This window comes from uncultured Serinicoccus sp. (assembly GCF_947500995.1).
Classification (GTDB): domain Bacteria; phylum Actinomycetota; class Actinomycetes; order Actinomycetales; family Dermatophilaceae; genus Ornithinicoccus.
The window spans coordinates 317,806-340,055 of sequence record NZ_CANMUA010000001.1; the positions used below are offsets into that span (position 1 = coordinate 317,806).

Sequence of the window (22,250 nt, forward strand, 5' to 3'; positions counted from 1 at the left end):
CGCACCCCGCGCGTAGCGTGAGACCCATGACCGATGCCTACTACGCCCAGGACGTCCCCGACACCCACCGGCCCTACGTCGCGGCCCCCGACCGGCACCAGAAGCTGGACTACCGCCGCGTCGGGGACAGCGGGCTGCTCCTGCCGCCGCTCTCGCTCGGGCTCTGGTACAACTTCGGCGACAACCGCCCCTTCGACACCCAGCGGGCCATCCTGCGGCGCTCCTTCGACGAGGGCATCACCCACTTCGACCTGGCCAACAACTACGGCCCGCCCTACGGCTCCGCCGAGGAGAACTTCGGGCGGATGATGCGCACCGACTTCGCTCCCTACCGCGACGAGATGGTGCTCTCCACCAAGGCGGGCTGGGACATGTGGCCCGGCCCCTACGGCATGCTCGGCTCCCGCAAGTACCTCCTCGCCAGCCTGGACGAGTCGCTGCAGCGCATGTGCGTCGACCACGTCGACATCTTCTACTCCCACCGCGCGGACGAGGGGACGCCCGTCGCCGAGACCGTCGGGGCGCTGGACACCGCGGTCCGCCAGGGCAAGGCGCTGTATGCCGGGATCTCCAGCTACTCCCCGGAGCGCACCGCCGAGGCGGTCGCCGTCGCCCGGGAGCTGGGCACCCCCCTGGTCATCCACCAGCCGGCCTACAACATGCTCAACCGCTGGGTCGAGGACGGCCTGCTGGAGGCCCTGCCGGGGCACGGCATGGGCTCGATCGGCTTCACCGCGCTCGCCCAGGGCCTGCTCACCGACAAGTACCTCGACCGCGACGACGCCGAGCGTGCGACCGCCCGGCCCTCCTTCGACGCGAGCGTGCTCACCGACGCCAACCGGGAGCGGCTGCGCGGGCTGGCGAAGGTCGCCGAGGGCCGCGGGCAGAGCCTGGCGCAGATGGCCTTGTCGTGGGCGATCCGCCCCGGCGGGGTGACGTCCACGCTCATCGGGGTCTCCAGCATCGAGCAGCTGGAGGACAACCTCGCCGCGGCGCACCGCACCGACTTCACCGACGACGAGCTCGCCGAGATCGACCGCCTCTCCGGGAGCACCGAGGGCGTGGACATCTGGGCGCCGTCGGCGCGGATCGAGTGAGTCACTAGGCTGCGTGGTCGTGACCGACGCGCCGCTGGACTACCCGATCGACGACCTGCTCGACGTGCTCGACCTGCGCCGCGAGGGGTCCACCACCATCCGGGTGGCCTCCCCCGAGGGCACCGGTGAGGACCTGGCCGACTCCCAGGGCGACGTCTTCGCCGGCCGCAGCCAGCCGATGCCCCACGGCCGGGTCTTCGGCGGGCAGGTGCTCGCGCAGTGCCTCGTCGCGGCCGGGCGGACGGTGGAGCCGGTCGAGGACGGGTCGGACGTCGAGCCCCTGGCCCGGCCGATCCACTCCATGCACGGCTACTTCCTGCGCGCGGGCGACGCGAACCGTCCGCTGCGCTTCCTCGTCGAGCGGATGCGCGACGGGCGCAGCTTCAGCGCCCGCCGGGTGCACGCGGTGCAGGACGGCCGCATCCTCATGTCGATCATCATGTCCTTCCAGGAGGTCTCCGGGGGGCTCGAGCACCAGATCCCCATGCCGGCGGCTCCCGCCCCCGACACCCTGCGCTCGGACCGGGAGATCCTCGAGCACGTGCCGCACCCGGTGGCGCAGGAGACGGCCCGCCGCAGGCCCGTCGAGCTCCGGCACGTGGACCCGCTGCTCCTCGGCCCTGGGGAGCCCGGGGCCAGCGAGCAGTCGGTGTGGCTGCGGATCGCGCGGGAGCTGCCGGAGGACCCGCTGCTGCACGCGGCGATCCTGGCCTACGCCTCGGACTACACCCTGCTGGAGCCGATCCTGCGGCGCCACGGCATCGGCTGGGGCGACCCCCGGCTCCGCCCGGCCAGCCTGGACCACTCCATGTGGTTCCACCGGCCCGCCCGCGTCGACGACTGGGTGCTCTACACCCAGAGCTCGCCGTCGGCCCAGTCGGGCCGCGGGCTGGGGACGGGGCACATGTTCGCCGCCGACGGCACGCTGCTCGCGACCGTCGGCCAGGAGGGGATGGTCCGGCTCAAGGGGTCCGCGGACCACTGAGACCTGACGCTGCGTCAGGGTAACGATCCGGTCACGACGGGACCTCGTCACGATCTCCCTGTAGACACCCTGGGAACCCCGGACGATACTGCCAAGGGTCACCCCTGGGGATCACGCGGCTCGTCGACGGAGACAGGCTGTCCAGTGGCGGCGTCCCACCGTTCCAAGCAAAGGACACACTGTGCACCAGCCATCTGCTCGCCGGAGGACGCGCCTGCTGGCGCTCGCCGGCGCAGGGGCCGTCGTCGCACCGCTGGCCCTGGTAGCCCCCGCAGCATGGGCGAACCCGGAGATCACGGTCAACGAGGACGGCACCTACATCGTCATGCTCGCGGACAGCTCGCTGGCCGCCTACGAGGGCGGCGTCAGCGGCATCCCCGCGACCAAGCCCGCCGAGGGGGAGAAGCTCAGCACCACGAGCGCCGCCGCCGAGGAGTACACCGCATACCTCGACCGGCAGCAGAACGCCGTGCTCGACTCGGTCGGTCTGGACCGGGCGGACGCCCGCTACACCTACTCGACCTCGTTCAACGGCTTCACCGCCGAGCTGACCGGCTCCCAGGTGTCCGCCCTGCGCAAGGACCCCGCCGTCGCCGCGGTGTGGGAGGACGAGATCCGGACCACCGACACCATCACCACCCCGGACTACCTGGGCCTGACCGGCGAGGACGGCGTCTGGAACACCCAGTTCGGCGGCGACGCCGACGCGGGTGCGGGCATGGTCGTCGGCATCATCGACACCGGCTTCTGGCCGGAGAACCCCAGCTTCGCCGCGCTCCCGGGTGACCCCGCCGCGCCGGACGGCTGGCAGGGCGAGTGCGTCGAGGGTGACGCGGCCGACGACGCCGACAACGTGACCTGCAACAGCAAGGTCATCGGCGCGCGGTACTACCCCGAGGGCAACACCACCGACTTCGACTTCCTCTCGCCGCGCGACACCGACGGGCACGGCAGCCACGTGGGTGGCACCTCGGCCGGCAACGTCGACGTCCCCATGGACTTCGCCGGCACCGAGCTGGGCACCGGCAGCGGTATGGCGCCGGCCGCCCACCTCGCGTTCTACAAGGCGCTCTGGGCGACCGAGGACGGCGGCGGCAGCGGCACGACCGGTGGCCTGGTCGCCGCGATCGACGACGCGGTCGCGGACGGTGTGGACGTCATCAACTACTCGGTCTCCGGTTCCTCGCAGTTCGTGGTGACCCCCGACGAGCTGGCCTTCCTGGACGCCGCCAACGCGGGCGTCTTCGTGTCGACCTCGGCGGGCAACTCGGGCGACGACCTGGGTCCGGGCTCGGTGGCGCACAACTCGCCGTGGACCATGACGGTCGCCGCCTCGACGCACGACCGCACCAATTCGGCCGAGGTGGAGCTGGGCGACGGGCCACCCGTCACCCGGGTGTCCGGCACCGACCGGTACGACACCGCGGCCCAGATCGCCGCGGCCTACCCGGAGGGCGTGGACACCGTCTACATCGCCACCGGCAACCAGTTCGCCGATGCGCTGTCCGGCGCCGCGGCCGCCTCGCAGGGCCTGGTCCCCGCGACCGGCCTCGACCAGCCGGCGGTCGCTCCCGACGGCTCGCCCGCCCCTGTGCTGCTCACCAAGGTGGACGAGATCCCGGGCGCCACGATGGACGCCCTGGAGTCGATCGACCCCGACAACATCGTCGTGCTCGGCGGTGAGGTCGCGGTCTCCGACAGCGTCGCGGAGGAGCTGGAGGACTACGCCACGGTCACCCGCGTCGCGGGTGCCGACCGCTACGAGACCGCCGCCCTGGTCGCGCAGCAGTACGGCGAGGTGGACCACGTCTACGTCGCCACCGGCCAGGACGAGGCCTTCCCGGACGCGCTGTCCGGGTCCGCGCTCGCCGGCAGCGAGGGCGTCCCGGTGCTGCTCACCAAGACCGACATGGTCCCGAGCGCCGTCACCGAGACGCTGGCCGCCATGGGTGACCCCGAGGTGCACGTCATCGGCGGCGAGGTCGCCGTGAGCGAGGACGTCTACGAGGACCTGGGCGCGAGCGCCCGGCTCTCCGGCACCAACCGGTACGGCACGTCCGTCGCCGTCGCCGAGGAGTTCGGCTTCGGCGAGGACAACCCGGCGCCCGTGGTGCACACCGCCACCGGTCGCGACTACCCGGACGCCCTCGCGGGGTCGGCGCTGGCCGGCTACCAGGGCGTGCCCGTCATGCTGAGCCGTCCCGACATGGTGCCGAGCGTCGTGCTCGACGGCATGGTGGCCCTGGCTCCCGAGTCCGCCTTCATCCTCGGTGGTGAGGGTGCGCTGGGCGAGGACGTCCAGATGCAGATCGAGGCGCTCTTCGGCGAGGACGAGACCTTCGCCGGCATCAGCTCCGGCGAGGGCGTCGGTCCGGCCCCGCTGGTCAACTCGGTCGACATCCCGGCCGCGGGCGCCACCGCCGACGACGCGGAGTTGTGCCTGCCCGGGTCGCTCGACGCGGCCGAGGCCGCGGACCACATCGTCATCTGCACCCGGGGCACCAACGCCCGGGTGGAGAAGAGCGAGACGGTCGAGGCCGCCGGTGGCGTCGGCATGATCCTGGCCAACAACACCGACGACGAGTCGCTCAACGGCGACTTCCACGCGGTGCCCACGATCCACGTCAACGGCACCGCCGGCGACGCGATCAAGGAGTACGAGGCCTCCGACCCCGACCCGATGGCCACCATCTCGGCCTCCGGCGAGGGCCCGGACATCACCGTCCCGGAGATGGCCGGCTTCAGCTCCTACGGCCCGGCGACCGCCGGTGGCGGGGACCTGCTCAAGCCGGACATCACCGCCCCGGGTGTCGACGTCATCGCCGCGGTCTCCCCGGCCGGGTCCGCCACCGGCAGCAACTTCGACAGCCTCTCCGGCACCTCCATGTCCGCCCCGCACATCGCCGGCCTGGCCGCGCTGATGATGCAGGACAACCCGGACTGGGGCCCGATGGGCGTCAAGTCCGCCATGATGACGACGGCCGACCCGACCAACTCCGAGGGTGAGCTCATCACCTACGCCGGTGAGCCGGCGAGCCCGCTCCACTACGGGTCGGGTGAGGTCGAGCCGGGTGCCGCCTACGACACGCCGCTGGTCTACGACTCCGGCGCGGTGGACTGGATCGAGTACGCCTGCGCCATCGGCCAGCTCCAGCTGGTGACGGAGCCTGGTACCTGTGACGCCTTCGACGAGACCGACCCGAGCGACCTCAACTACCCGAGCATCGCGATCGGTGACCTGGGTGGGGCGCAGACCGTCACCCGCACGGTGACCGACGCGACGGGCGACGGTGGCACGTTCACCGCCGAGGTCGAGGCGCCCCCGGGCGTCGACGTGGTCGTCGAGCCCTCCACGGTCACCGTGGAGCCCGGTGGCACGGCGACCTTCACGGTCTCCTTCACCACCGCGGGTGCGACCCTGGACGAGTGGACCTTCGGGTCGCTCACCTGGACCGGGCCCGGCGCCGACGTGACCAGCCCGCTGGCGATCCAGCCGGTGGCGATGGGCGCGCCGGAGGAGATCCGCGGCGACACCACCGAGGGCTCGGCGACCTTCGAGGTCACCCCGGGCTTCACCGGTGAGCTCACCTCGGTGCCGCACGGCCTCGTGGCCTCGGACGTCACCGACGTCGAGGTCACCTCGGACGGCCCGAGCGGTGGCCCGGGTATCGCGGACGAGGTCGTGCCGGTCACGGTGCCCGAGGGCACCACGGCCATCCGGGTCGAGGTCGTGGCGTCGGAGTGGGCCCCGGACGGGCTCGACCTCGACCTCTACCTCGCGACCGCCGACGGCACCGTCGTCGGCCAGTCCGCCGCCGGCGGCTCGGACGAGTCGGTCACGGTGGTGGCGCCCGCCCCGGGCGACTACCTCGTCGCGATCGACTACTGGGACGGCGCCGCAGGCGACACCGCCGACGGTCCGCTGCACGTCTTCATGCCGTCCGCGGACGAGGGCAACATGTCGGTCACGCCGTCCCCGGTCGCGGTGACCGCCGGCACACCGCTGGAGCTGACCGCCGCCTGGACCGGGCTGGAGGCCGCCACCCGCTACATGGGGGCGATCGGCTACAGCGACGGCACCGAGGAGGTCGCCTACACCCTGGTCTCGGTCAACACGCCGTGACCCACGGGCGGCCGGGCTGAGGCCCGACCGACCCTGAGCACCGGGCCCGTCCCCTCTTCGGAGGGGGCGGGCCCGACGCATACCCCCTCCCCCTCCCCCTCCCCCTCCCTCCGCTCCCCTTCCCCTGCACCGAACGCGTGGCCAGACAACACCGGACGCACCCTCAGCCCGCACAGGACGCGCGGTCAGCGCAGGGCAAGGCCACAGCGTCTATCGGCGGCGCGATGAGTCCGGCACCTCCCCCTCACGTGACTGGCATGGGCCGACCGCACGCGCGGTTCAACCTGACCAGGCGTCCGGTTCAACCTGACCAGGCGTCTGGTTCAACCTGACCAGGCGTCCGGTTCAACCTGACCAGGCGTCCGGTTCAACCTGACTACGCGTCCGGTGCGAGATGGGCGGCGGGGAGGAGGACCCGGAGAGACCACGCCGCCGTCGCCCTCGCCGCGGCCGTCGCCGTCGCCGCGGCCGTCGCTCAGCCAGCGGTCTCGCGCACCTGCGCGATGGCGTCGGCGGCCCGCACCAGGCCCAGGTGGCTGAACGCCTGCGGGTAGTTGCCGAGCATGCGGCGCGAGGCGGGGTCGTACTCCTCGGCCAGCAGGTCCAGGGGCTGGCCCGCGTCGACGCAGGCCTGCATGAGCGCCTCCGCCTTCTCGAGCCGGCCGCTGCGGGCGTACTGCTCGACCAGCCAGAAGGTGCAGATGAAGAAGGTCGCCTCCCCGCCCTCCAGGCCGTCCATGTTGTCCGACTCGGTCACCCGGTAGCGGTGCAGGAACCCCGCGTCGTCGACGAGGTCCTCCTCGAGCCGTCGCACGGTCGCCAGCATCCGGGGGTCGTCGTAGCCGCAGAAGCCGGTGTGCGGGATCTGCAGCAACGAGGCGTCCACCTCGTCGTTGGCGTAGGTCTGACGGAAGGCGCCGTCCGGCCCCACGCCACGCTCCTCGATCTCCGCCCGCACGCGGTCGCGCAGCTCGCGCCAGTGGTCCACGTCGCCCGGCAGCCCGTACTCCTCCACCGCGCGGACCCCCTGGTCGAAGGCCGCCCAGATCATCACCCGGCCGTGGGTGAAGAAGTGCTTGTCCCCGCGCATCTCCCAGATGCCGTGGTCCGGCTCCGAGAGCCGCTCGGCCTGCGTCTCCAGCATCATCTGCTGGATGCCCCAGCTGTAGCGGTCCTCCTCGATGCCACTGTCACGCAGGTCCGCGAGGGCGAGCATGACCTCGCCGATGACGTCGGCCTGGTACTGGTCCGCCGCTCCGTTGCCGATACGGACCGGGCGCGACCCGGCATAGCCGCTCAGGTGCGGCAGCTCCCGCTCGGTCAGGTCACGCTCGCCGCCGAGCCCGTACATGATGCGCAGCTGGTTGGAGTGGCCGGCGATGGCCCGCAGCAGCCACTCCCGCCAGGCCTCCGCGCCGCCGTCGAGGCCGTGGGTCATCATCGCCTGCAGGGTCAGCGCCGAGTCCCGCAGCCAGGTGTAGCGGTAGTCCCAGTTGCGCTCCCCGCCCGGGTCCTCCGGAAGCGACGTCGTCGCGGCCGCGACGATGCCGCCGGTGTCGGCGTGGGTGAGCGCCCGGAGCACGGTGAGCGAACGGGTCACCTGGCGGGCCCACGGCCCCTCTGCCTGGATGCGCCCGGTCCAGGCCCGCCAGTCGTCGATGGTCTCCTGCAGCAGCGTCGGGGGGTCGATGAGGGACGGCAGGGGTCGCCAGGACTCCTGACCGGTGAGCACCCAGCACAGCTCGTCACCCTCGTCGATCCGGTGCCGCCCCCGGTGGGCGTCCTCCTCGGGCACGGGCTCGGGCAGCGGACCGTGCAGGACCAGCCGGGACGGGCCGCCGACGGCGGTGAGGACCTCCTCGCCGCCGTCCTCCTCGACGCGGGTCCGGTGCACCCACGGGCGCAGGGTCGCGTAGTCGAAGCGCATGATGAGCTCGTGCTCCACCTCGACGCTGCCCGAGGTGCACCGCACCTGCCGGACGATGTCGGAGCGGCCGTCCCCCGGCGGCATGAACGTCAGCACCTCGGCGGTGCCCTCCGGTCCGCGCCAGACGGTGCGGAAGACGAAGGTGCCCTCCAGGTAGTCCCGCGACTTCACCTCGCCCTCGACGACCCGGACCAGCCACCGGCCGTCCTGCTCGGTCCCGAGCAGGGAGGCGAAGACGGACGGCGAGTCGAAGCGCGGCAGGCACAGCCAGTCGACGCTGCCCTCCGGCGAGATCAGCGCGGCCGTGCGCATGTCGCCCACGACCGCGTAGTGGCCGATGGGGACGTCCGCGGTCGGGTCGGTGGCAGCAGGCATACCCCGAAGTCTGTCAGGTGGGCTGGCGGTCGCCTCGGGCGGCGCCGACGGGGACGCACATGTCCGGCACAGGTCCGCGGTGCACCATGGGAGCAGGGGCGGCCCCGTGACGCCGCCCGCAGACGACGGACGAGAGGATCACCGGTATGTGGTGGAACGACCTGCTGTGGGGGATGTGGAACGGGCTCACCGCCTGGGTGGTGCTCATCGCCCACGTCTTCGGGGCCTGGGAGCAGTTCCCCTTCTACAACGTGGACCGCGCGGGCAACTGGTACGACCTGGGCTTCCTGCTCGGTGCCGGTTCCCCCCTGCTCGGCCTGCTCGGTCGACGCGGCTGAGCGCAGCTCAGACCTCGTCGGCCCCGCTCGACGGGGACGACCGGTCGACCACGGCAGGCGCCCCCAGGACGGGCAGCGTGCGCCGTGAGGTGACAGTCCGCTCCTCGCCGCTCACGGGGTCGCGGAAGCGGACCTCCCGGGCCAGCAGCTGCAGCGGGGAGCCGAAGTCGGCGGGGTCGACCTCACGCACCACCGGGTAGAGCGGGTCGCCGACGACGGGGATCCCCAGGCCGCAGAGGTGCACGCGCAGCTGGTGGGTCCTCCCGGTGGTCGGGGTGAGGCGGTAGCGGCCGTGCCCGTCCCGCTCCTCGACGAGCTCGACGTGGGTGCGCGCGTTGGGCGTCCCGGCCACCACGCGGGCCGTCAGCTCACCGCGCTCCTTGACGACGCGGTCGACGACCGTGGTGGGCAGCACCAGGTCGGGGCGCACGGGCGCGATCGCCTCGTAGGTCTTGGACAGCCCGCCGTCCTGCACCATCCGCTGATAGGGCCCCCGCGCGGCACGCCGGGTGGTGAGCAGGAGCACCCCGCTCGTCAGGCGGTCCAGACGATGGACCGGGGCGAGCTCGGGCAGGTCCAGGGCACGACGCAACCGGACGAGCACCGTCTGCGCCACGTGCCCACCGCGCGGTGCGGTCGCGAGGAACGGCGGCTTGTCCACGACGAGGAGCCCGGTGTCCTCGTCGTGCAGCAGCACGTCCACCTCGAAGGGCACCGGCACCTCGACCGGCAGGTCGCGGTAGAGGTACACCACCCCGCCCGGACGGTATGCCGTCCCTGCCGTCACCGTGCTGCCGTCACCGAGGGCGATCTCGCCGTCGGTGAGACGCCCGTCGATCCCCACGGGGTCGCCGGTCACGTGCACGAGGAAGTCGACGACTCGGCCCCAGGGCCGGCCCTCGGGGTCGGTCGCCCCGACGGGCATCCGCACCCGCGCCGGGCCCAGGCCGTCCCGCGGCGGGAGGGGCGCCCCGGGGCGGGGACGGCGCGGCATGCTCCTCAGTCGCGCGTGAGCCGGCGGTAGGTCACCCGGTGCGGGCGGGCCGCCTCGGCGCCGAGCCGCTCCACCTTGTTCTCCTCGTAGGCACCGAAGTTGCCCTCGAACCAGTACCAGTTCGCCGGCTCGGACTCGGTGCCCTCGTAGGCGAGGATGTGGGTCGCCACGCGGTCCAGGAACCAGCGGTCGTGGCTGATGACCACGGCGCAGCCGGGGAAGTTGAGCAGGGCGTTCTCCAGGCTGCCCAGGGTCTCGACGTCGAGGTCGTTGGTCGGCTCGTCGAGCAGGAGCAGGTTGCCGCCCTCCTTGAGGGTCAGCGCGAGGTTGAGCCGGTTGCGCTCCCCACCGGAGAGGACACCCGCCTTCTTCTGCTGGTCCGGGCCCTTGAAGCCGAACTGGCTGACGTAGGCGCGGCTGGGGATCTCGACCTGCCCGACCTGGATGAAGTCCAGCCCGTCGGAGACGACCTCCCAGAGCGACTTGTCGGCCGCGATGCCGCCACGGGACTGGTCGACGTAGGAGATCTCCACCGTGTCGCCGACCTTGACCTCGCCGCCGTCCGGCTCCTCCAGCCCGACGATGGTCTTGAACAGCGTGGTCTTGCCCACGCCGTTCGGGCCGATGACCCCGACGATGCCGTTGCGCGGCAGCGTGAACGACAGGCCGTCGATGAGGGTGCGGTCGCCGAAGCCCTTGGTCAGGTCCTTGACCTCGATGACCTGGCTGCCGAGGCGCGGACCCGGCGGGATCTGGATCTCCTCGAAGTCCAGCTTGCGGGTCCGCTCGGCCTCGGTGGCCATCTCCTCGTAGCGGGCCAGCCGGGCCTTGTTCTTGGTCTGCTTGGCCTTGGGGTTGGAGCGCACCCATTCCAGCTCGTTCTCGAGCCGCTTGGCGAGCTTGGCGTCCTTCTTGCCCTGCACCGCCAGGCGCTCGCGCTTCTTCTCCAGGTAGGTGGAGTAGTTGCCCTCGTAGGGGTAGAGCCGCCCGCGGTCCACCTCGGCGATCCACTGGGCCACGTTGTCGAGGAAGTACCGGTCGTGAGTCACGGCCAGGACGGCGCCGGGGTAGGAGGCCAGGTGCTGCTCGAGCCACTGCACCGACTCGGCGTCCAGGTGGTTGGTGGGCTCGTCGAGCAGCAGCAGGTCCGGCTTGGACAGCAGCAGCTTGCACAGGGCCACGCGGCGCCGCTCACCACCGGAGAGCACGGTCACGTCGCTGTCGGGCGGGGGGCACCGCAGGGCGTCCATCGCCTGGTCCAGCTGGGCGTCCAGGTCCCAGGCGTCGGCGTGGTCGATCTCCTCCTGGAGCGTGCCCATCTCGGCCATCAGCGCGTCGAAGTCGGCGTCGGGGGCGGACATCTCCTCGGAGATCTCGTTGAACCGGTCGACCTTGCGCTTGATCTCGCCGAGCCCCTCCTCGACGTTGCCGAGCACGGTCTTGTCCTCGCTGAGCGGGGGCTCCTGCTCCAGGATGCCCACGGAGTAGCCCGGGGTCAGGCGGGCCTCGCCGTTGGACGGCTGGTCCATCCCGGCCATGATCTTGAGGATCGTCGACTTGCCGGCGCCGTTGGGCCCGACGACGCCGATCTTGGCGCCGGGGTAGAAGGACATCGTCACGTCGTCGAGGATCACCTTGTCGCCGTGCGCCTTGCGCGCACGGGTCATGGTGTAGATGAATTCGGCCATGCCGCCAGGGTATCGGGGCGGGCGGGCCGACTCCGAATCTCCGGCCCGTCCCGCCCTCGGCTCAGGCGCTGCGGGCGAGCACCCCGTCGGCCTGCGCGTCGTCGGCCACCACCCCGTCGTCGTCGACCTCGATCTCGAGGTCCCGCCCGGCGTCCTCCCCGACCGGTGCTCCCTCGCCACCGGCCCCCTGGTGGCCGCCCGCTCGGCCGTCCTCACGACGGGTACCGGTGCGCTGCTCGGCGGCACCGACCAGCCCACCGGTGAGCGCGGCGGGCGGCGTCGGGTCGTGCTCGTCGAGGCGGTCTCCGTCGTAGCCGACGCGTCCCTTGGTGAAGCGGCTCACCCCGCGCGACACGTCGTGGCCGATGGTGTCCACGTCGACCACCGCCGTCGTGCCGGCCGAGGTCTCGGTCTTCCAGTCGCGCAGCGACAGGCGGCCGTGCGCGATGACCGGGTCGCCCTTGCGGAAGCTCGCCAGGGCCAGCGCCCCGATGTGCCGGAAGCACAGCAGGTCGATGAACATCGTGTCGGCGGTGACCCAGGAGTCCTGGGCCGGGTCGAACCGGCGGCGGTTGACCGCGATCGGCACGACCGCGAAGTCCTTGCCGTTGGCGGTGCTCGTCTTGCGCTCCGGGTCACGGGTCAGGTTGCCGGACAGCGTGATCGTGGGTTCGTTCATCATGGTGCGTCCCCCTCCTGGACGATGGGCGCCCACGGTGTCGTGGACGTCTCTCCAGGATGGGCGCCCGGCCGGGGGCCGGACCAGGGGCAGAGAGGGATCTGTGGACGACGGGGCCGGCGCGGCGAGGGTGTGGACGACGGGCCGAGGAGCGACCCGCGCGCGGACGTGGACGCCGAGCCCTCAGGCCGCCGCCTGCTCCAGCAGCGACCGCGTCTTCTCGTGCCGGTCCAGGACGGTCATGACCGGCTTGCGCACGTGCCGGAAGGACACCTCGTCTACCGCGTCGTCGAGCGCGTGCTGGACCTGCCGTCGTCGCCGCGCCGCTCCCACCCCGGCCGCGCCGCGCCCGACCAGGGCGAGCAGCAGACCGGCTGCGGCCCCGCCGACGAGCAGGGCGAGCGGGATCGGCACCGGGCCCCAGAACGGCGCCTCGACCGGCAGCTGCAGCCAGCCCAGCACCACGAGCGTGGCCAGCCACAGCGCCCCGGCGACGGCGGTGGCCGCGAGCAGCAGCTGCAGGCTCCCCAGCACCGCCCACCACAGCGGGGTGCGGGTGCGCAGGGGCACGCCGACGACGGCCTGGTCGAGGGCGTCCGAGAGGGTGTCCTGCTCGGGGCTGGCGGCCTCCATCACCGCATCGGCCCAGCGCGGCGGCAGGGCCCCGCCGGTGCGCTCCCCCAGCTGCTGCGTCGCGAGCTGCACGGTGGCGCGCGCCGCGGGGGTCGGCCCCGGCAAGGAGGAGCGGCCCAGCACCGACCGGACGTCGGAGGGCGCGATCCCGGACCGCCCGGCGGTGTCGTCGCCGAGCCGCAGCCGCCGCAGGGGGTCGGGACGCAGCCCGGCGAGCCACCGGGTGAAGGGCCAGCCCGTGCGGGCGTGCGCGCGCCGGCGGTAGTCCCGGTGCACGGCGTCCAGCACCACCGGCACGCCGGCGGCGACGGTGAGGGCCTCGTGCAGCTGTCGGTCCGCCTGCTCCCCGAACTCCGGGGTCCGCTCGCCCACGCCGTCGGCGAGCACCCGGGACGCCGAGGCGCGAAGGTCGGCGGCGAGGCGCGCCTCGGCGGCGTTGCGGGCCCCGACCACGGCCCCGATGCGCGAGGCCAGCTCCCCCACCCCGTGCCGGGTGCGCGCGGACGTGGTGATGACCTCGTGGTCGCCGGCACCGTCGGCCTGCACCAGCCGCCGCAGGTCGGCGGCGACCTGCTCCACCCCGCCCTCCTCGCGGATCCGGTCCACCTGGTTGAGCACCACGAGCATCACCGCGTCGTGGTGGCGCAGGGGTCGCAGGTAGTCGTCGTGCAGGCGGGCGTCGGCATACTTCTGCGGGTCGGCGACCCAGACGAAGACGTCGGCGCGCTCCAGGATGCGGTCGGCCTCGACCCGGTGCCGCAGCTCGCGGGAGTCGACGTCGGGCAGGTCCACGAGCACGAGCCCGTCGAGCCCGCCGTTCTCCTCGGTGGGGCTGACGTGGTGCCGGTGGGCGATGCCCAGCCAGTCCAGCAGCTCGCCGGCGTCCTCCTCGCCCCAGACGGCGGCACCGGACTCCGCGGTCGTCGGCCGCCGCGGGCTGATGGCCGAGACGTCCTCCCCCACGAGGGCGTTGAACAGGCTGGACTTGCCCGAACCGGTCGCGCCGGCCAGCGCGACCACGGTCCGGCCCCCGGCGATGGCCCACCGCTCGTCGACCCGGCCCAGCACCTCCCGGGCGGTGCCGGCGCTCCCCGGCTCCAGCTGCTCCCCGCCCACGTCCAGCGCCGTGGCCAGCCGCGCCGAGCGCTGCGGGATGTCCAGCGGTGTCTCGCGCCGCCGGCGGCTCACCGGGCGCCCTCCACGGCGGCGGCCGACGACTCCAGCTCGGCCAGCGCGTCCTCCGACACGGCCACCTCCTGCAGCGCGGCGTCGAAGCGGGACCGCTGCGCGGCATACAGCTCCTCCACCCGGCCCAGGAGCGACTGGCGCGCCTTGAGCGCCATGGCGCGGACGGCCTGGTCGCCGAAGACGGCCTCGAGCAGCCGTTGGGCGAGCACGGCGGACCCGGCGCCCACGGCCACCTCGGCGCCGGTGGGGATGAAGGCGGTGGCGCTGAAGACGACGAGCATGAGGAGCACCCCCAGACCGTTGACGCCGAAGGCGAGGTAGCGCGCCGTGGTGCGCCGCGAGCCTGCCTCCTCCCGGACCATCTCCAGGATGTCGCGCTGCCAGTCGCGGATGAGCCGCTCCACCTGCTCGGCGAGGTCGGGGGTGGACCGGCCCAGCTCGAGGTGGGCCTCGACCAACGACCGCCCGCCCGGCGCCTGCCTCCAGGAGCGGGCCGCGGTGCTCGCGGCCACCTGGCCGTGGGAGGTGATGAGGGCGGCCGCGCCGCTCTGGAGCGCCTCGCCCAGCGGCTCGGAGGAGACCTCCTTGCCCGTGAGGAAGGAGGTCACCCGGTCGCGGACCCGGCCGACGCCGACCTCGACCGAGCGCAGGAACTCCCCGGTCCCGACCAGCTCGTGCCAGCGCGCGAGCACCTCGCCCCGCAGCAACGAGCCGTCCTGGACACCCTGGCCGACCGACTCCAGCGCGTCCTGGTATGCCGTCCGCGGCCCCTGCTCGAGGACCCGCCACGCCTCGACCTGCTCGCGTCCGGCGCCCGCGAGCGCGGTGGCGCGCCCGCCGAGCGACCCGAGCGTGCCGTCGAGGGTGCGCCTGATGACCACGGCCCGGGCGCGGGCGTCCAGGGCGAGCGAGTGCAGCCACCCGCGCACCCGTCCGGCGTGCCGTTCGGGGATGCGGCCCTCCTCGAGCTCGTCCTCGGGGACGGTGAAGATCGGGGACTGCCCCAGCCCCTGGTCCCGGAGCATGGTCGCCAGGTGCACCCGGACCTGCTGGAGGGCCTCGGGCGGCACCCGGTTGAGCACGACCGCGACCGACGTGCCGCGCTGGCTGGCCTCCCGGAGCAGGTCCCACGGCACGGCGTCGCCGTAGCGGGCCGCGGTCGTGACGAACACCCACAGGTCGGCGGCCGAGAGCAGCTGGCGGGAGAGCTGGCGGTTGGCCTGCACGACCGAGTCGATGTCAGGGGCGTCCAGCAGCGCCAGCCCGGCCGGGAGATCCGGCGTCGGCACGAGCCGCACGGCGCCCGGGTCCTCGACCCCGGCGGCGTCCCCACCGACCCGGGCGAGCCCGGGCAGCACGCGGGTGCCGGTGAACCACCGCGCGTCGTCCGGGTGGTGCACCAGCACCGAGGCGCGGGTGGTGGGCCGCAGGACCCCCGCCCGGCTGACCTCGTGACCCACGACGGAGTTGACCAGGGTCGACTTGCCGGCGCCGGTGGACCCGCCGACGACCGCCAGCAGGGGTGCGTCGAGCGAGCGCAGCCGGGGCAGGACGTAGTCGTCGAGCTGCTGCTCGAGCTCGCGCCGCGCGGTCCGCGCCGGCGCAGCCCGCTCGAGGTCCAGCGGCAGGCGCACCTCCCCCGCGGAGGACCGCAGCCTCTCGACGGCCTCGAGCAGCACGGCAGGGTCGGTGGTCACGGCCCCAGTGTGGACGCCGCGGGGCCGACCTCCAAGACGAACCGCCGCCCGGGTCAGGCGCGGGAGGCGTCGGCGTGCGCGAGCAGCGCCTTGGACTCCCCGAGGAAGCGTCCGGCGTGCTCGCCGAACCACTGCTCGACCTCGCCGAACTGCCGGACGAAGGCCTCCCGGTCACCCGTGCGGAGCAGCTCGATGGCGGTGGCGTAGCGCTCGTGGTAGCGCTCGATGAGGTCCAGCGCGTCGGAGGAGCCGGTGATGATGTCGAAGTAGAGCTCGGCGTCCTGCGCGAAGAGCCGGCCGACCATGATGAGCTCGAGCCGGTAGATCGGCGAGGACAGCGCCAGGAGGGTGTCGAGGTTGCGGTCCTCGTGGGCCAGGTGCCAGCCGTAGGCGAAGGTCGAGAAGTGGCGCAGCGCCTGGATGAGCCCCATCGCGTGGTCGTGCTCGTCGGCGTCGACCTCGTGCACCCGCGCCCCCCAGAGCCGGATCTGCTCGAGCAGCCAGGTGCTGGCGTCCGCGTCGCGGCCGGGCACCGCGGCGACGACCTGCTTGGCGAAGCTGTCGACGTCCGGCCCGAACATCGGGTGTAGCCCGAGCACCGGACCGGCGTGCGCGCTCATCATGGCCTGCATGACGGCCCGCTTGGTCGAGGTGAGGTCCACCAGTAGGCAGTCGTCCGGCAGGGCGGGCAGGTCCTGCACGACCCGCACGGTGTCGTGGATGGGGACCGACACGAGCACCATCCCGGCGCCCTCGACCGCCGCGGCCACCTGCTCGGGGGTGTCCTCGCGCTCGACGACGCGCACCGCATACCCGGACAGGGCGAACATCCGGCCCCACAGCGCGCCCATCCGGCCGCCGCCGCCGACCACCACGACGGGCCCGAGGTCCGGCGCCTGGCGGGTGAAACCCATGTTCTTCTCGTGGGTGTATGCCTCGCGCATGCACCGGCGCAGGACGTCCTCGACGAGGTCCGGCGACAGCCCGCGCTCGGCCGCGCGCTCGCGCTTGGTCGCGATCATGGCCCGCTCGCGCTCCGGGTCGTAGATCGGCAGGCCGTGCCGACCCTTGACCTCCCCGACCTGGGAGACGAGCTCGAGGCGGCGCGCCAGCAGCTCCATGACCTGGGCGTCGACGTCGTCGATCTCGGTCCGCAACCGGGCCAGGGGATCCGGTGCCCCCGAGGGTGTGGTCATGGCGCCCGATCCTAGAGGAGCCAGGTCCTAGACTGGGAGGCTGTGGCCCCCGTAGCTCAATGGATAGAGCACCGGCCTTCTAATCCGTAGGTTGCAGGTTCGAGTCCTGCCGGGGGCGCGTGGCGGTGTCCGGCGGACGCCGCGGACCGCCGGTGCAGGTCCAGGTCGCCCCTGTCGACCTCATCGGCGAGTCTGGTGCCATGACCAAGCACACCCTGACCATCACCCTGGACGCCGACATCACCGACGAGGACGCCCTCGTCGAGTCGGTCGAGCAGGACACCCCCGAGGACTCCCTGTCGCCCCAGGACATCCGCGAGGAGGAGCGCGCGGCCTCCAGCCTGGTGGCCGGCGTCTCCAAGGCCCTCAAGGACCTCTCGGTCCCCGGCGTCGAGATCAGCCAGCCCAAGGTGGAGGCGCGCGACGCCTGACCGGCTTCGTCGCCCCGGGCACGCCCGTGTCACGAGAGGTGGCACAGGCGTGCTCAGGCCTGCGGCACGAAGACCCTCCGGTGGGCGGTGACCGCCCCGAGGATGCGCTGCTCCCGCGCCAGCCACACGGCGTCCGGGCCGTCGTGCACGAGGTGCTTGCGCACCATCGCCAGCTCGCCGCTCTCGTCCTGGAACGCCTCCATCGCCCGCTCGGCCTGCCGCCCGCCGACACCGCGCGCCCACCTGCGCGCCCGGCGCCGTTCCCCGGGGCTGGCGAGCATGGCGACCTCGGCGGGGGTGTACCACCCCGCCATGCCGTAGCCGGTCAGCACGTCCCGCAGCAGCCGGGACTCGCGGTTGCGGGCCCAGCGCAGCAGGAGCAGGAAGCCGACGAACAACGGGACCTGCACGAGCGCGAAGAGCACGAGGTAGTTCTGCGAGGCGGCCACGGCGCTGTAGTTGAACAGGGCGTGCAGGAAGACCGCGCAGGCGAAGCCCACGAGCACCACCCCCGCCGAGCTGGCCCGGCGCCGGTGGGTGACCAGACCGAGGGCCAGCCCGATGCAGACGGTGAACATCGGGTGGGCGAAGGGGCTCACCAGGCAGCGCATGATGAAGATCCCGACCAGGCCGGCGGTTCCCGCCTCGAGGTACATCTGCCCCAGGTAGATGATGTTCTCGACGAACGCGAAGCCGGCGGCGACGATGCCGGCATACACGATCCCGTCGGTGACGCCGTTGAACTCCCGGCGCGCGACGAGGAAGATCAGCAGCACCCCCAGCCCCTTGAAGAACTCCTCGGTGAGCGGCGCCACGACCACGGCGCCGACGACGAGGGGATCGGCGTGCCTCCCCGCGAAGAAGGCGACACCCAGCTCGTTCAGCACGACGGCGCCGAGCGTCGAGATGAGCGCACCCCAGAGGAAGGCGAACCACAGCAGCCTCGTCGGCTCGGCCTCGAGGCGGTCGACCCAGATGAAGAGGGGTATGACGATGCCCAGGGCGAGCGAGGCGCTCAGCATCCCCAGGATCGCGGCCTGCAGCCCCACCGCGGTCGTGACGAGCAGGGTCATGGCGAGCGCCGCGAGCCCGAAGACGGTCACCACGACGCTCCACAGCAGCAGCCGGCGGACGGCGGGCCGGCGCGTGGCGTTGGGTGTCGACCCGGTCGGCGACTGCGGTAGGAAGGTCATGACCTGGTGCCAGTCACCCCCCGGCCCGGGGTCGGGCATAGGGCGCTGACCTGGGGCGTCGGGCACCGAGCTCGTCGGCGGCCGCGGCTGGGGGACCATGGGGCGAAGAGTACCGGGGGGACGGGGCATACCCTTGTCTGCCGTGAGTGGTGAACGCATCGTCTGGATCGACTGCGAGATGACGGGCCTGGACCTCGTCGCCGACGCCTTGGTGGAGGTGGCCTGCCTGGTCACCGACTCCGAGCTGACCGTGCTGGGTGAGGGGGTCGACGTCGTCGTGCGGCCGCCGGCCGCCGCCGTGGAGCAGATGGGGGACTTCGTCCGCGGGATGCACACGGACTCGGGGCTCCTCCCCCAGCTGGACGACGGGGTGACCCTCGAGGAGGCGCAGCGCCGGGTGCTGGCCTACGTCCGGGAGCACGTCCCCGAGGGCCGCAAGGCCCCGCTGGGCGGCAACACGGTGAGCACCGACCGGGCCTTCCTCGCCCGGGACATGCCCGAGCTGGAGTCGTACCTGCACTACCGGATCATCGACGTGTCGTCCGTCAAGGAGCTGGCCAAGCGCTGGTTCCCCCGCGCCTACTACATGGCGCCGAAGAAGACCGGTGGTCACCGCGCGCTCGGGGACATCAGGGACTCCATCGCCGAGCTGCGCTACTACCGGGAGGCGGTCTTCCGCGAGCTCCCGGGCCTGGACAGCGACACCCTCAAGGAGATCGCCGCCCGGCACACCGCCGCACCGGACGCGCCGTAGGACCACACCGGACGCGCGGTCCGGCCCCACCCCGACGGTATGCCGTCGGCCCCTGCACGACGAAGGCCCCGGCACGATGCCGGGGCCTTCGTCCTGCCTGGGGTGAGCGACGGGGTTTGAACCCGCGACCCTCGCGACCACAACGCGATGCTCTACCTGCTGAGCTACGCCCACCATGCTGCGCCGGACACGTCCGGGCAACGCCGTCCATCGTAGCGCCTCCGACCCGGTGCTCCGAAACCGACGACGCCGTGGTCGGCACGACCGGTGTGCGCGGCCGGCGCGCACGCCTGCCTGGGCCGGCCGACGCACGAGGGTCCGTCAGCGACGCGCGTCCTCGCGCCCCTCGAGGCCCGTCTCCTGCCCGTGCGCGCGCAGCTCGGCTGCCGCCTGCATCCGCACCTCACGGGCCTCCCGGACCGCCTCGGCCTGCTTGGCCTCCTTCTTCTCCGTGCCGACGACGTCGCGCGGCGGCAGGAGGATCTCCTCCTCGGCGGCCATGCCGGCGGCCAGCTCCCGGCCACGCTCGATCTCGGCGTCCAGCTCGGCCCCGAGCACCAGCACGTTGTTGATGATGTAGAGCAGCAGCAGCAGGATGATGACGCCACCGATCGCGCCGTAGGTGCCGTTGTAGCTGTCCTGGCCGCCGAACCCGGTGAGGTAGATGTAGAAGCCTGCGGCCGCGACGATGGCGGTGAGGACGGCGAGCGCCGCACCCGGGGACAGCCACCGGAAGGACGGGTGCTGGACGTTGGGGGTGCCCCAGTAGAGCAGGCCCACGATGACGACGAGGATGAGCAGGATCACCGGCCACTTGGCGATGTTCCACACCGTCGTGAAGGTGCCCGACAGACCGACGGCCCCGAAGATCGCCTCGGACACAGGCCCGGACAGGGTCACCGAGAAGATGATGAGCATGAGCCCGCCGATGAGCACCAGGGTGAGCCCCAGGAGCCAGGGCCGCAGCTTCCACACCGGGCGCCCCTCGTCGATCTCGTAGACCTTGTTCATCATGCGGCTGAACGCGTTGACGTAGTTGGAGGCCGACCAGAGGGAGCCGAGCAGGCCGACGACCAGGATGATGCCGCTGCCGCTGGAGTCGGCCATGGTGCCGAGGTAGCCGTTGACCGTCGTGATGGTCTGCTCCTGCATCCCCAGCTGCCCGCCCAGCTCCTCCACCACCTGCTGGGTGCCCCCGCTCTGACCGAGGAAGGTCAGCAGGGTGGACAGCGCCAGCACCATCGGCGCCAGCGAGAGGATCGCGAAGTAGGTCAGGGCCGCCGCGAGGTCGGGGCCGCCGTCCTCGAGGAACTCGGACACGGTGCGCTTGGCGACGGCCTTCCAGTCCGTCCGCGCTGTGGTCGTCTTCGCCTGGTCGCTGCTCACGTCGTCAGTCTGGCACGCGGGCCCTGGACCGGCAGGGCGGATGATCGGCATACCCCGAGCACGCGAGAGGCGCCCTGGCCGGAGCCAGGACGCCTCTCGAGGTGGTGCGCCCACAGGGACTCGAACCCCGAACCCGCTGATTAAGAGTCAGCTGCTCTGCCAATTGAGCTATAGGCGCGCAACAGCCATGAACTCTACCACCGGGCCTCGGACCCCACGAAATCCTGCGACGGTCGCCAGAGCGACCGTGATGCTGCTGCCGGGGCGGCACTTTCGCGGTCTGGCTCGATGGGTGACCGCGGTTCTGCTGCCGGGGCAGCAGGTCGACGGTCAGCCCGCCCCCGGTGAGGTGTCGACGACGAGATCGGCGCGCCCGCGGGTGCCGTCGGCGGCGAAGACCTGCGCCTCCTGCGCGGCCCAGCGCTCCCAGTGCGGCCGGAAGGCCTCGCCGTCGCGCGCGACCCCCCGCCGCATCCGCAGCGCCGGCTCGGCGTCCACCCACACCCGCACCGCGGCACGCTCCCCCGCCGGCCCGACGCTGCTGCCGCACCCCTCGACGACGAGCACCCCGCCGGGCGGCTCGGGCACCTCGACCGGGTCGCTCGCCCAGTCGCCCGCGTGCCAGTCCCACCGCCGGTATGCCGCCCGCTCACCTCGCGCGAGCGGGTCCAGCACCTGGTCGGCCAGGAGGGCGGGGCTGGCGGCGAGGCCGTCCCACCCGGGGTAGAGGTCGTCCATGTGCAGGAGGGGGGCGCCCAGGTCGCGGGCCAGCGCGCGGGCGAGCACGGTCTTGCCCGAGCCGCTCGGCCCGTCCACCGCCACGACGGTGACGCCAGGACGCACTCCGGTCTCCCCCGGCCCCGGCTCCCCCGGCACGGCCCTCGCCTGGCGCGCCCGCTCGACCAGCGACCGCATCCGGCCCACGGTGGCCTCGTCGACGGGCCCGACGCCGAGGGCGGTCTCGGGCAGCCCCGGGCCTCCCGCCGCCCGCCAGGCCGTGTCGACCAGGCTGAGGCACGGCAGGGTGGCCAGCTCCCCGAGCGGCACCCAGGCCACGTCGTCGCTGCTGCCCTCCTCCTCCACGGTGAGCTGGCCACTCTCGACCTCGGCGGTGAAGACGATCCGGACGGCCTGCCACACCCGTCGGCCGGCCGGGTCGCGGTCGTCCACGCCGCTCCAGGCGTCGGTGGTGAGCACGCCGGTGAGGCGGACGGCATACCCGCTCTCCTCGTGCACCTCGCGCACCGCCGCCTGCTCGGGCGTCTCCCCCGGCTCGATCCCGCCCCCGACCAGCGTCCAGCCCGGTCGCGCGACCCGGCCGTCCGGCAGGGTCATGCCCCGCCACCGGCTCAGCAGCACCGCACCGTCCCGCTCGATCCAGGCGTAGCACCCCACCCGCGTCCGCACGTCCACCGCGCCACCCTAACCATTCACGACGCTCGGTCAGGTGGGGAACAACCATTCACGACGCTCGGTCAGGTGGGGAACAACCATTCACGACGCTCGGTCAGGTGGGGAGCAACCATTCACGACGCTCGGTCGGGCGGGTGGCTCGCAAGCCTGACC

At 72.8% G+C, this 22,250-nt stretch carries 16 protein-coding genes and 3 tRNA genes; 7 read left to right on the forward strand and 12 right to left on the reverse strand.

What is annotated here, in order from left to right; translation table 11 throughout:
- The first annotated feature begins 26 nt into the window (after window positions 1–26).
- The 3 genes from Q0967_RS01350 (at window position 27) to Q0967_RS01360 (ending at window position 6,205) form a co-directional block, all read left to right on the forward strand.
- A complete protein-coding gene (locus Q0967_RS01350; RefSeq protein ID WP_298747327.1) occupies window positions 27–1,097 on the forward strand; it encodes an aldo/keto reductase in 1,071 nt (356 codons plus the stop codon).
- Between the two features lie 19 nt (window positions 1,098–1,116).
- Window positions 1,117–2,082: an acyl-CoA thioesterase II gene (locus Q0967_RS01355; RefSeq protein WP_298747325.1), complete on the forward strand. Its 966-nt coding sequence runs from the start codon at window positions 1,117–1,119 to the stop codon at window positions 2,080–2,082.
- 181 nt (window positions 2,083–2,263) lie between these two features.
- Window positions 2,264–6,205 (forward strand): cell wall-binding repeat-containing protein, encoded by a 3,942-nt coding sequence (locus Q0967_RS01360; protein ID WP_298747320.1) that lies wholly within the window; start codon window positions 2,264–2,266, stop codon window positions 6,203–6,205.
- A 475-nt stretch (window positions 6,206–6,680) separates the two neighbouring features.
- Here the strand turns inward: Q0967_RS01360 and Q0967_RS01365 are convergent, their stop codons facing one another.
- Window positions 6,681–8,507, reverse strand: a complete 1,827-nt coding sequence (locus Q0967_RS01365) for a glycoside hydrolase family 15 protein (protein ID WP_298747317.1) — start codon at window positions 8,505–8,507, stop codon at window positions 6,681–6,683.
- Window positions 8,508–8,653: 146 nt separating this feature from the next.
- Between Q0967_RS01365 and Q0967_RS01370 the strand changes: the two genes are divergently transcribed.
- Window positions 8,654–8,845, forward strand: a complete 192-nt coding sequence (locus tag Q0967_RS01370) for a hypothetical protein (RefSeq protein WP_298747314.1) — start codon at window positions 8,654–8,656, stop codon at window positions 8,843–8,845.
- Window positions 8,846–8,852: 7 nt separating this feature from the next.
- Here Q0967_RS01370 and Q0967_RS01375 read toward each other — a convergent pair whose 3' ends face one another.
- The 6 genes from Q0967_RS01375 to tyrA all read right to left on the reverse strand — a co-directional run bounded on the left by Q0967_RS01375 (window position 8,853) and on the right by tyrA (window position 16,920).
- The gene (locus Q0967_RS01375) at window positions 8,853–9,839 is read right to left on the reverse strand and encodes a pseudouridine synthase (RefSeq protein WP_298747312.1); all 987 of its coding nucleotides are present in this window, start codon (window positions 9,837–9,839) and stop codon (window positions 8,853–8,855) included.
- Window positions 9,840–9,844: 5 nt separating this feature from the next.
- Window positions 9,845–11,527, reverse strand: coding sequence for an energy-dependent translational throttle protein EttA (ettA, locus tag Q0967_RS01380; protein WP_298747309.1), 1,683 nt, complete (start codon window positions 11,525–11,527; stop codon window positions 9,845–9,847).
- Between the two features lie 61 nt (window positions 11,528–11,588).
- Window positions 11,589–12,209 carry a single-stranded DNA-binding protein gene (locus Q0967_RS01385; protein ID WP_298747307.1) on the reverse strand — a complete coding sequence of 207 codons (621 nt, stop codon included), beginning with the start codon at window positions 12,207–12,209 and terminating at the stop codon, window positions 11,589–11,591.
- A gap of 180 nt (window positions 12,210–12,389) precedes the next feature.
- Complete coding sequence (locus Q0967_RS01390; RefSeq protein WP_298747305.1) at window positions 12,390–14,027, reverse strand: YfjP family GTPase; 1,638 nt, start codon at window positions 14,025–14,027, stop codon at window positions 12,390–12,392.
- Window positions 14,024–15,724, reverse strand: a complete 1,701-nt coding sequence (locus tag Q0967_RS01395; RefSeq protein ID WP_298747303.1) for an ABC transporter — start codon at window positions 15,722–15,724, stop codon at window positions 14,024–14,026. Before Q0967_RS01395 ends, Q0967_RS01390 begins: the two co-directional genes overlap by 4 nt.
- Window positions 15,725–15,777: 53 nt before the next feature.
- Window positions 15,778–16,920, reverse strand: a complete 1,143-nt coding sequence (tyrA, locus tag Q0967_RS01400) for a bifunctional chorismate mutase/prephenate dehydrogenase (RefSeq protein WP_298747300.1) — start codon at window positions 16,918–16,920, stop codon at window positions 15,778–15,780.
- A gap of 45 nt (window positions 16,921–16,965) precedes the next feature.
- Here tyrA and Q0967_RS01405 point away from each other — a divergent pair.
- Window positions 16,966–17,038: transfer RNA gene (locus Q0967_RS01405), tRNA-Arg, on the forward strand.
- 82 nt (window positions 17,039–17,120) lie between these two features.
- Entirely contained in the window at window positions 17,121–17,351 is a 231-nt protein-coding gene (locus Q0967_RS01410; RefSeq protein WP_298747295.1) for a hypothetical protein, read from the forward strand.
- Between the two features lie 53 nt (window positions 17,352–17,404).
- Here Q0967_RS01410 and Q0967_RS01415 read toward each other — a convergent pair whose 3' ends face one another.
- Window positions 17,405–18,643: a PrsW family intramembrane metalloprotease gene (locus tag Q0967_RS01415; RefSeq protein ID WP_298747293.1), complete on the reverse strand. Its 1,239-nt coding sequence runs from the start codon at window positions 18,641–18,643 to the stop codon at window positions 17,405–17,407.
- A 43-nt stretch (window positions 18,644–18,686) separates the two neighbouring features.
- Between Q0967_RS01415 and orn the strand changes: the two genes are divergently transcribed.
- Window positions 18,687–19,298, forward strand: coding sequence for an oligoribonuclease (orn, locus tag Q0967_RS01420; RefSeq protein ID WP_298747285.1), 612 nt, complete (start codon window positions 18,687–18,689; stop codon window positions 19,296–19,298).
- 98 nt (window positions 19,299–19,396) lie between these two features.
- On the opposite strand, the gene Q0967_RS01425 is transcribed toward orn, so the two are convergent.
- From Q0967_RS01425 to Q0967_RS01440, 4 genes are all read right to left on the reverse strand, one after another.
- Window positions 19,397–19,472 (reverse strand) — tRNA-His (locus Q0967_RS01425).
- A 147-nt stretch (window positions 19,473–19,619) separates the two neighbouring features.
- The gene (locus Q0967_RS01430) at window positions 19,620–20,684 is read right to left on the reverse strand and encodes a YihY/virulence factor BrkB family protein (RefSeq protein ID WP_298747279.1); all 1,065 of its coding nucleotides are present in this window, start codon (window positions 20,682–20,684) and stop codon (window positions 19,620–19,622) included.
- Window positions 20,685–20,786: 102 nt separating this feature from the next.
- Window positions 20,787–20,862 (reverse strand) — tRNA-Lys (locus tag Q0967_RS01435).
- Window positions 20,863–21,014: 152 nt separating this feature from the next.
- A complete protein-coding gene (locus Q0967_RS01440) occupies window positions 21,015–22,097 on the reverse strand; it encodes an NUDIX domain-containing protein (protein WP_298747276.1) in 1,083 nt (360 codons plus the stop codon).
- Window positions 22,098–22,250 lie beyond the last annotated feature (153 nt).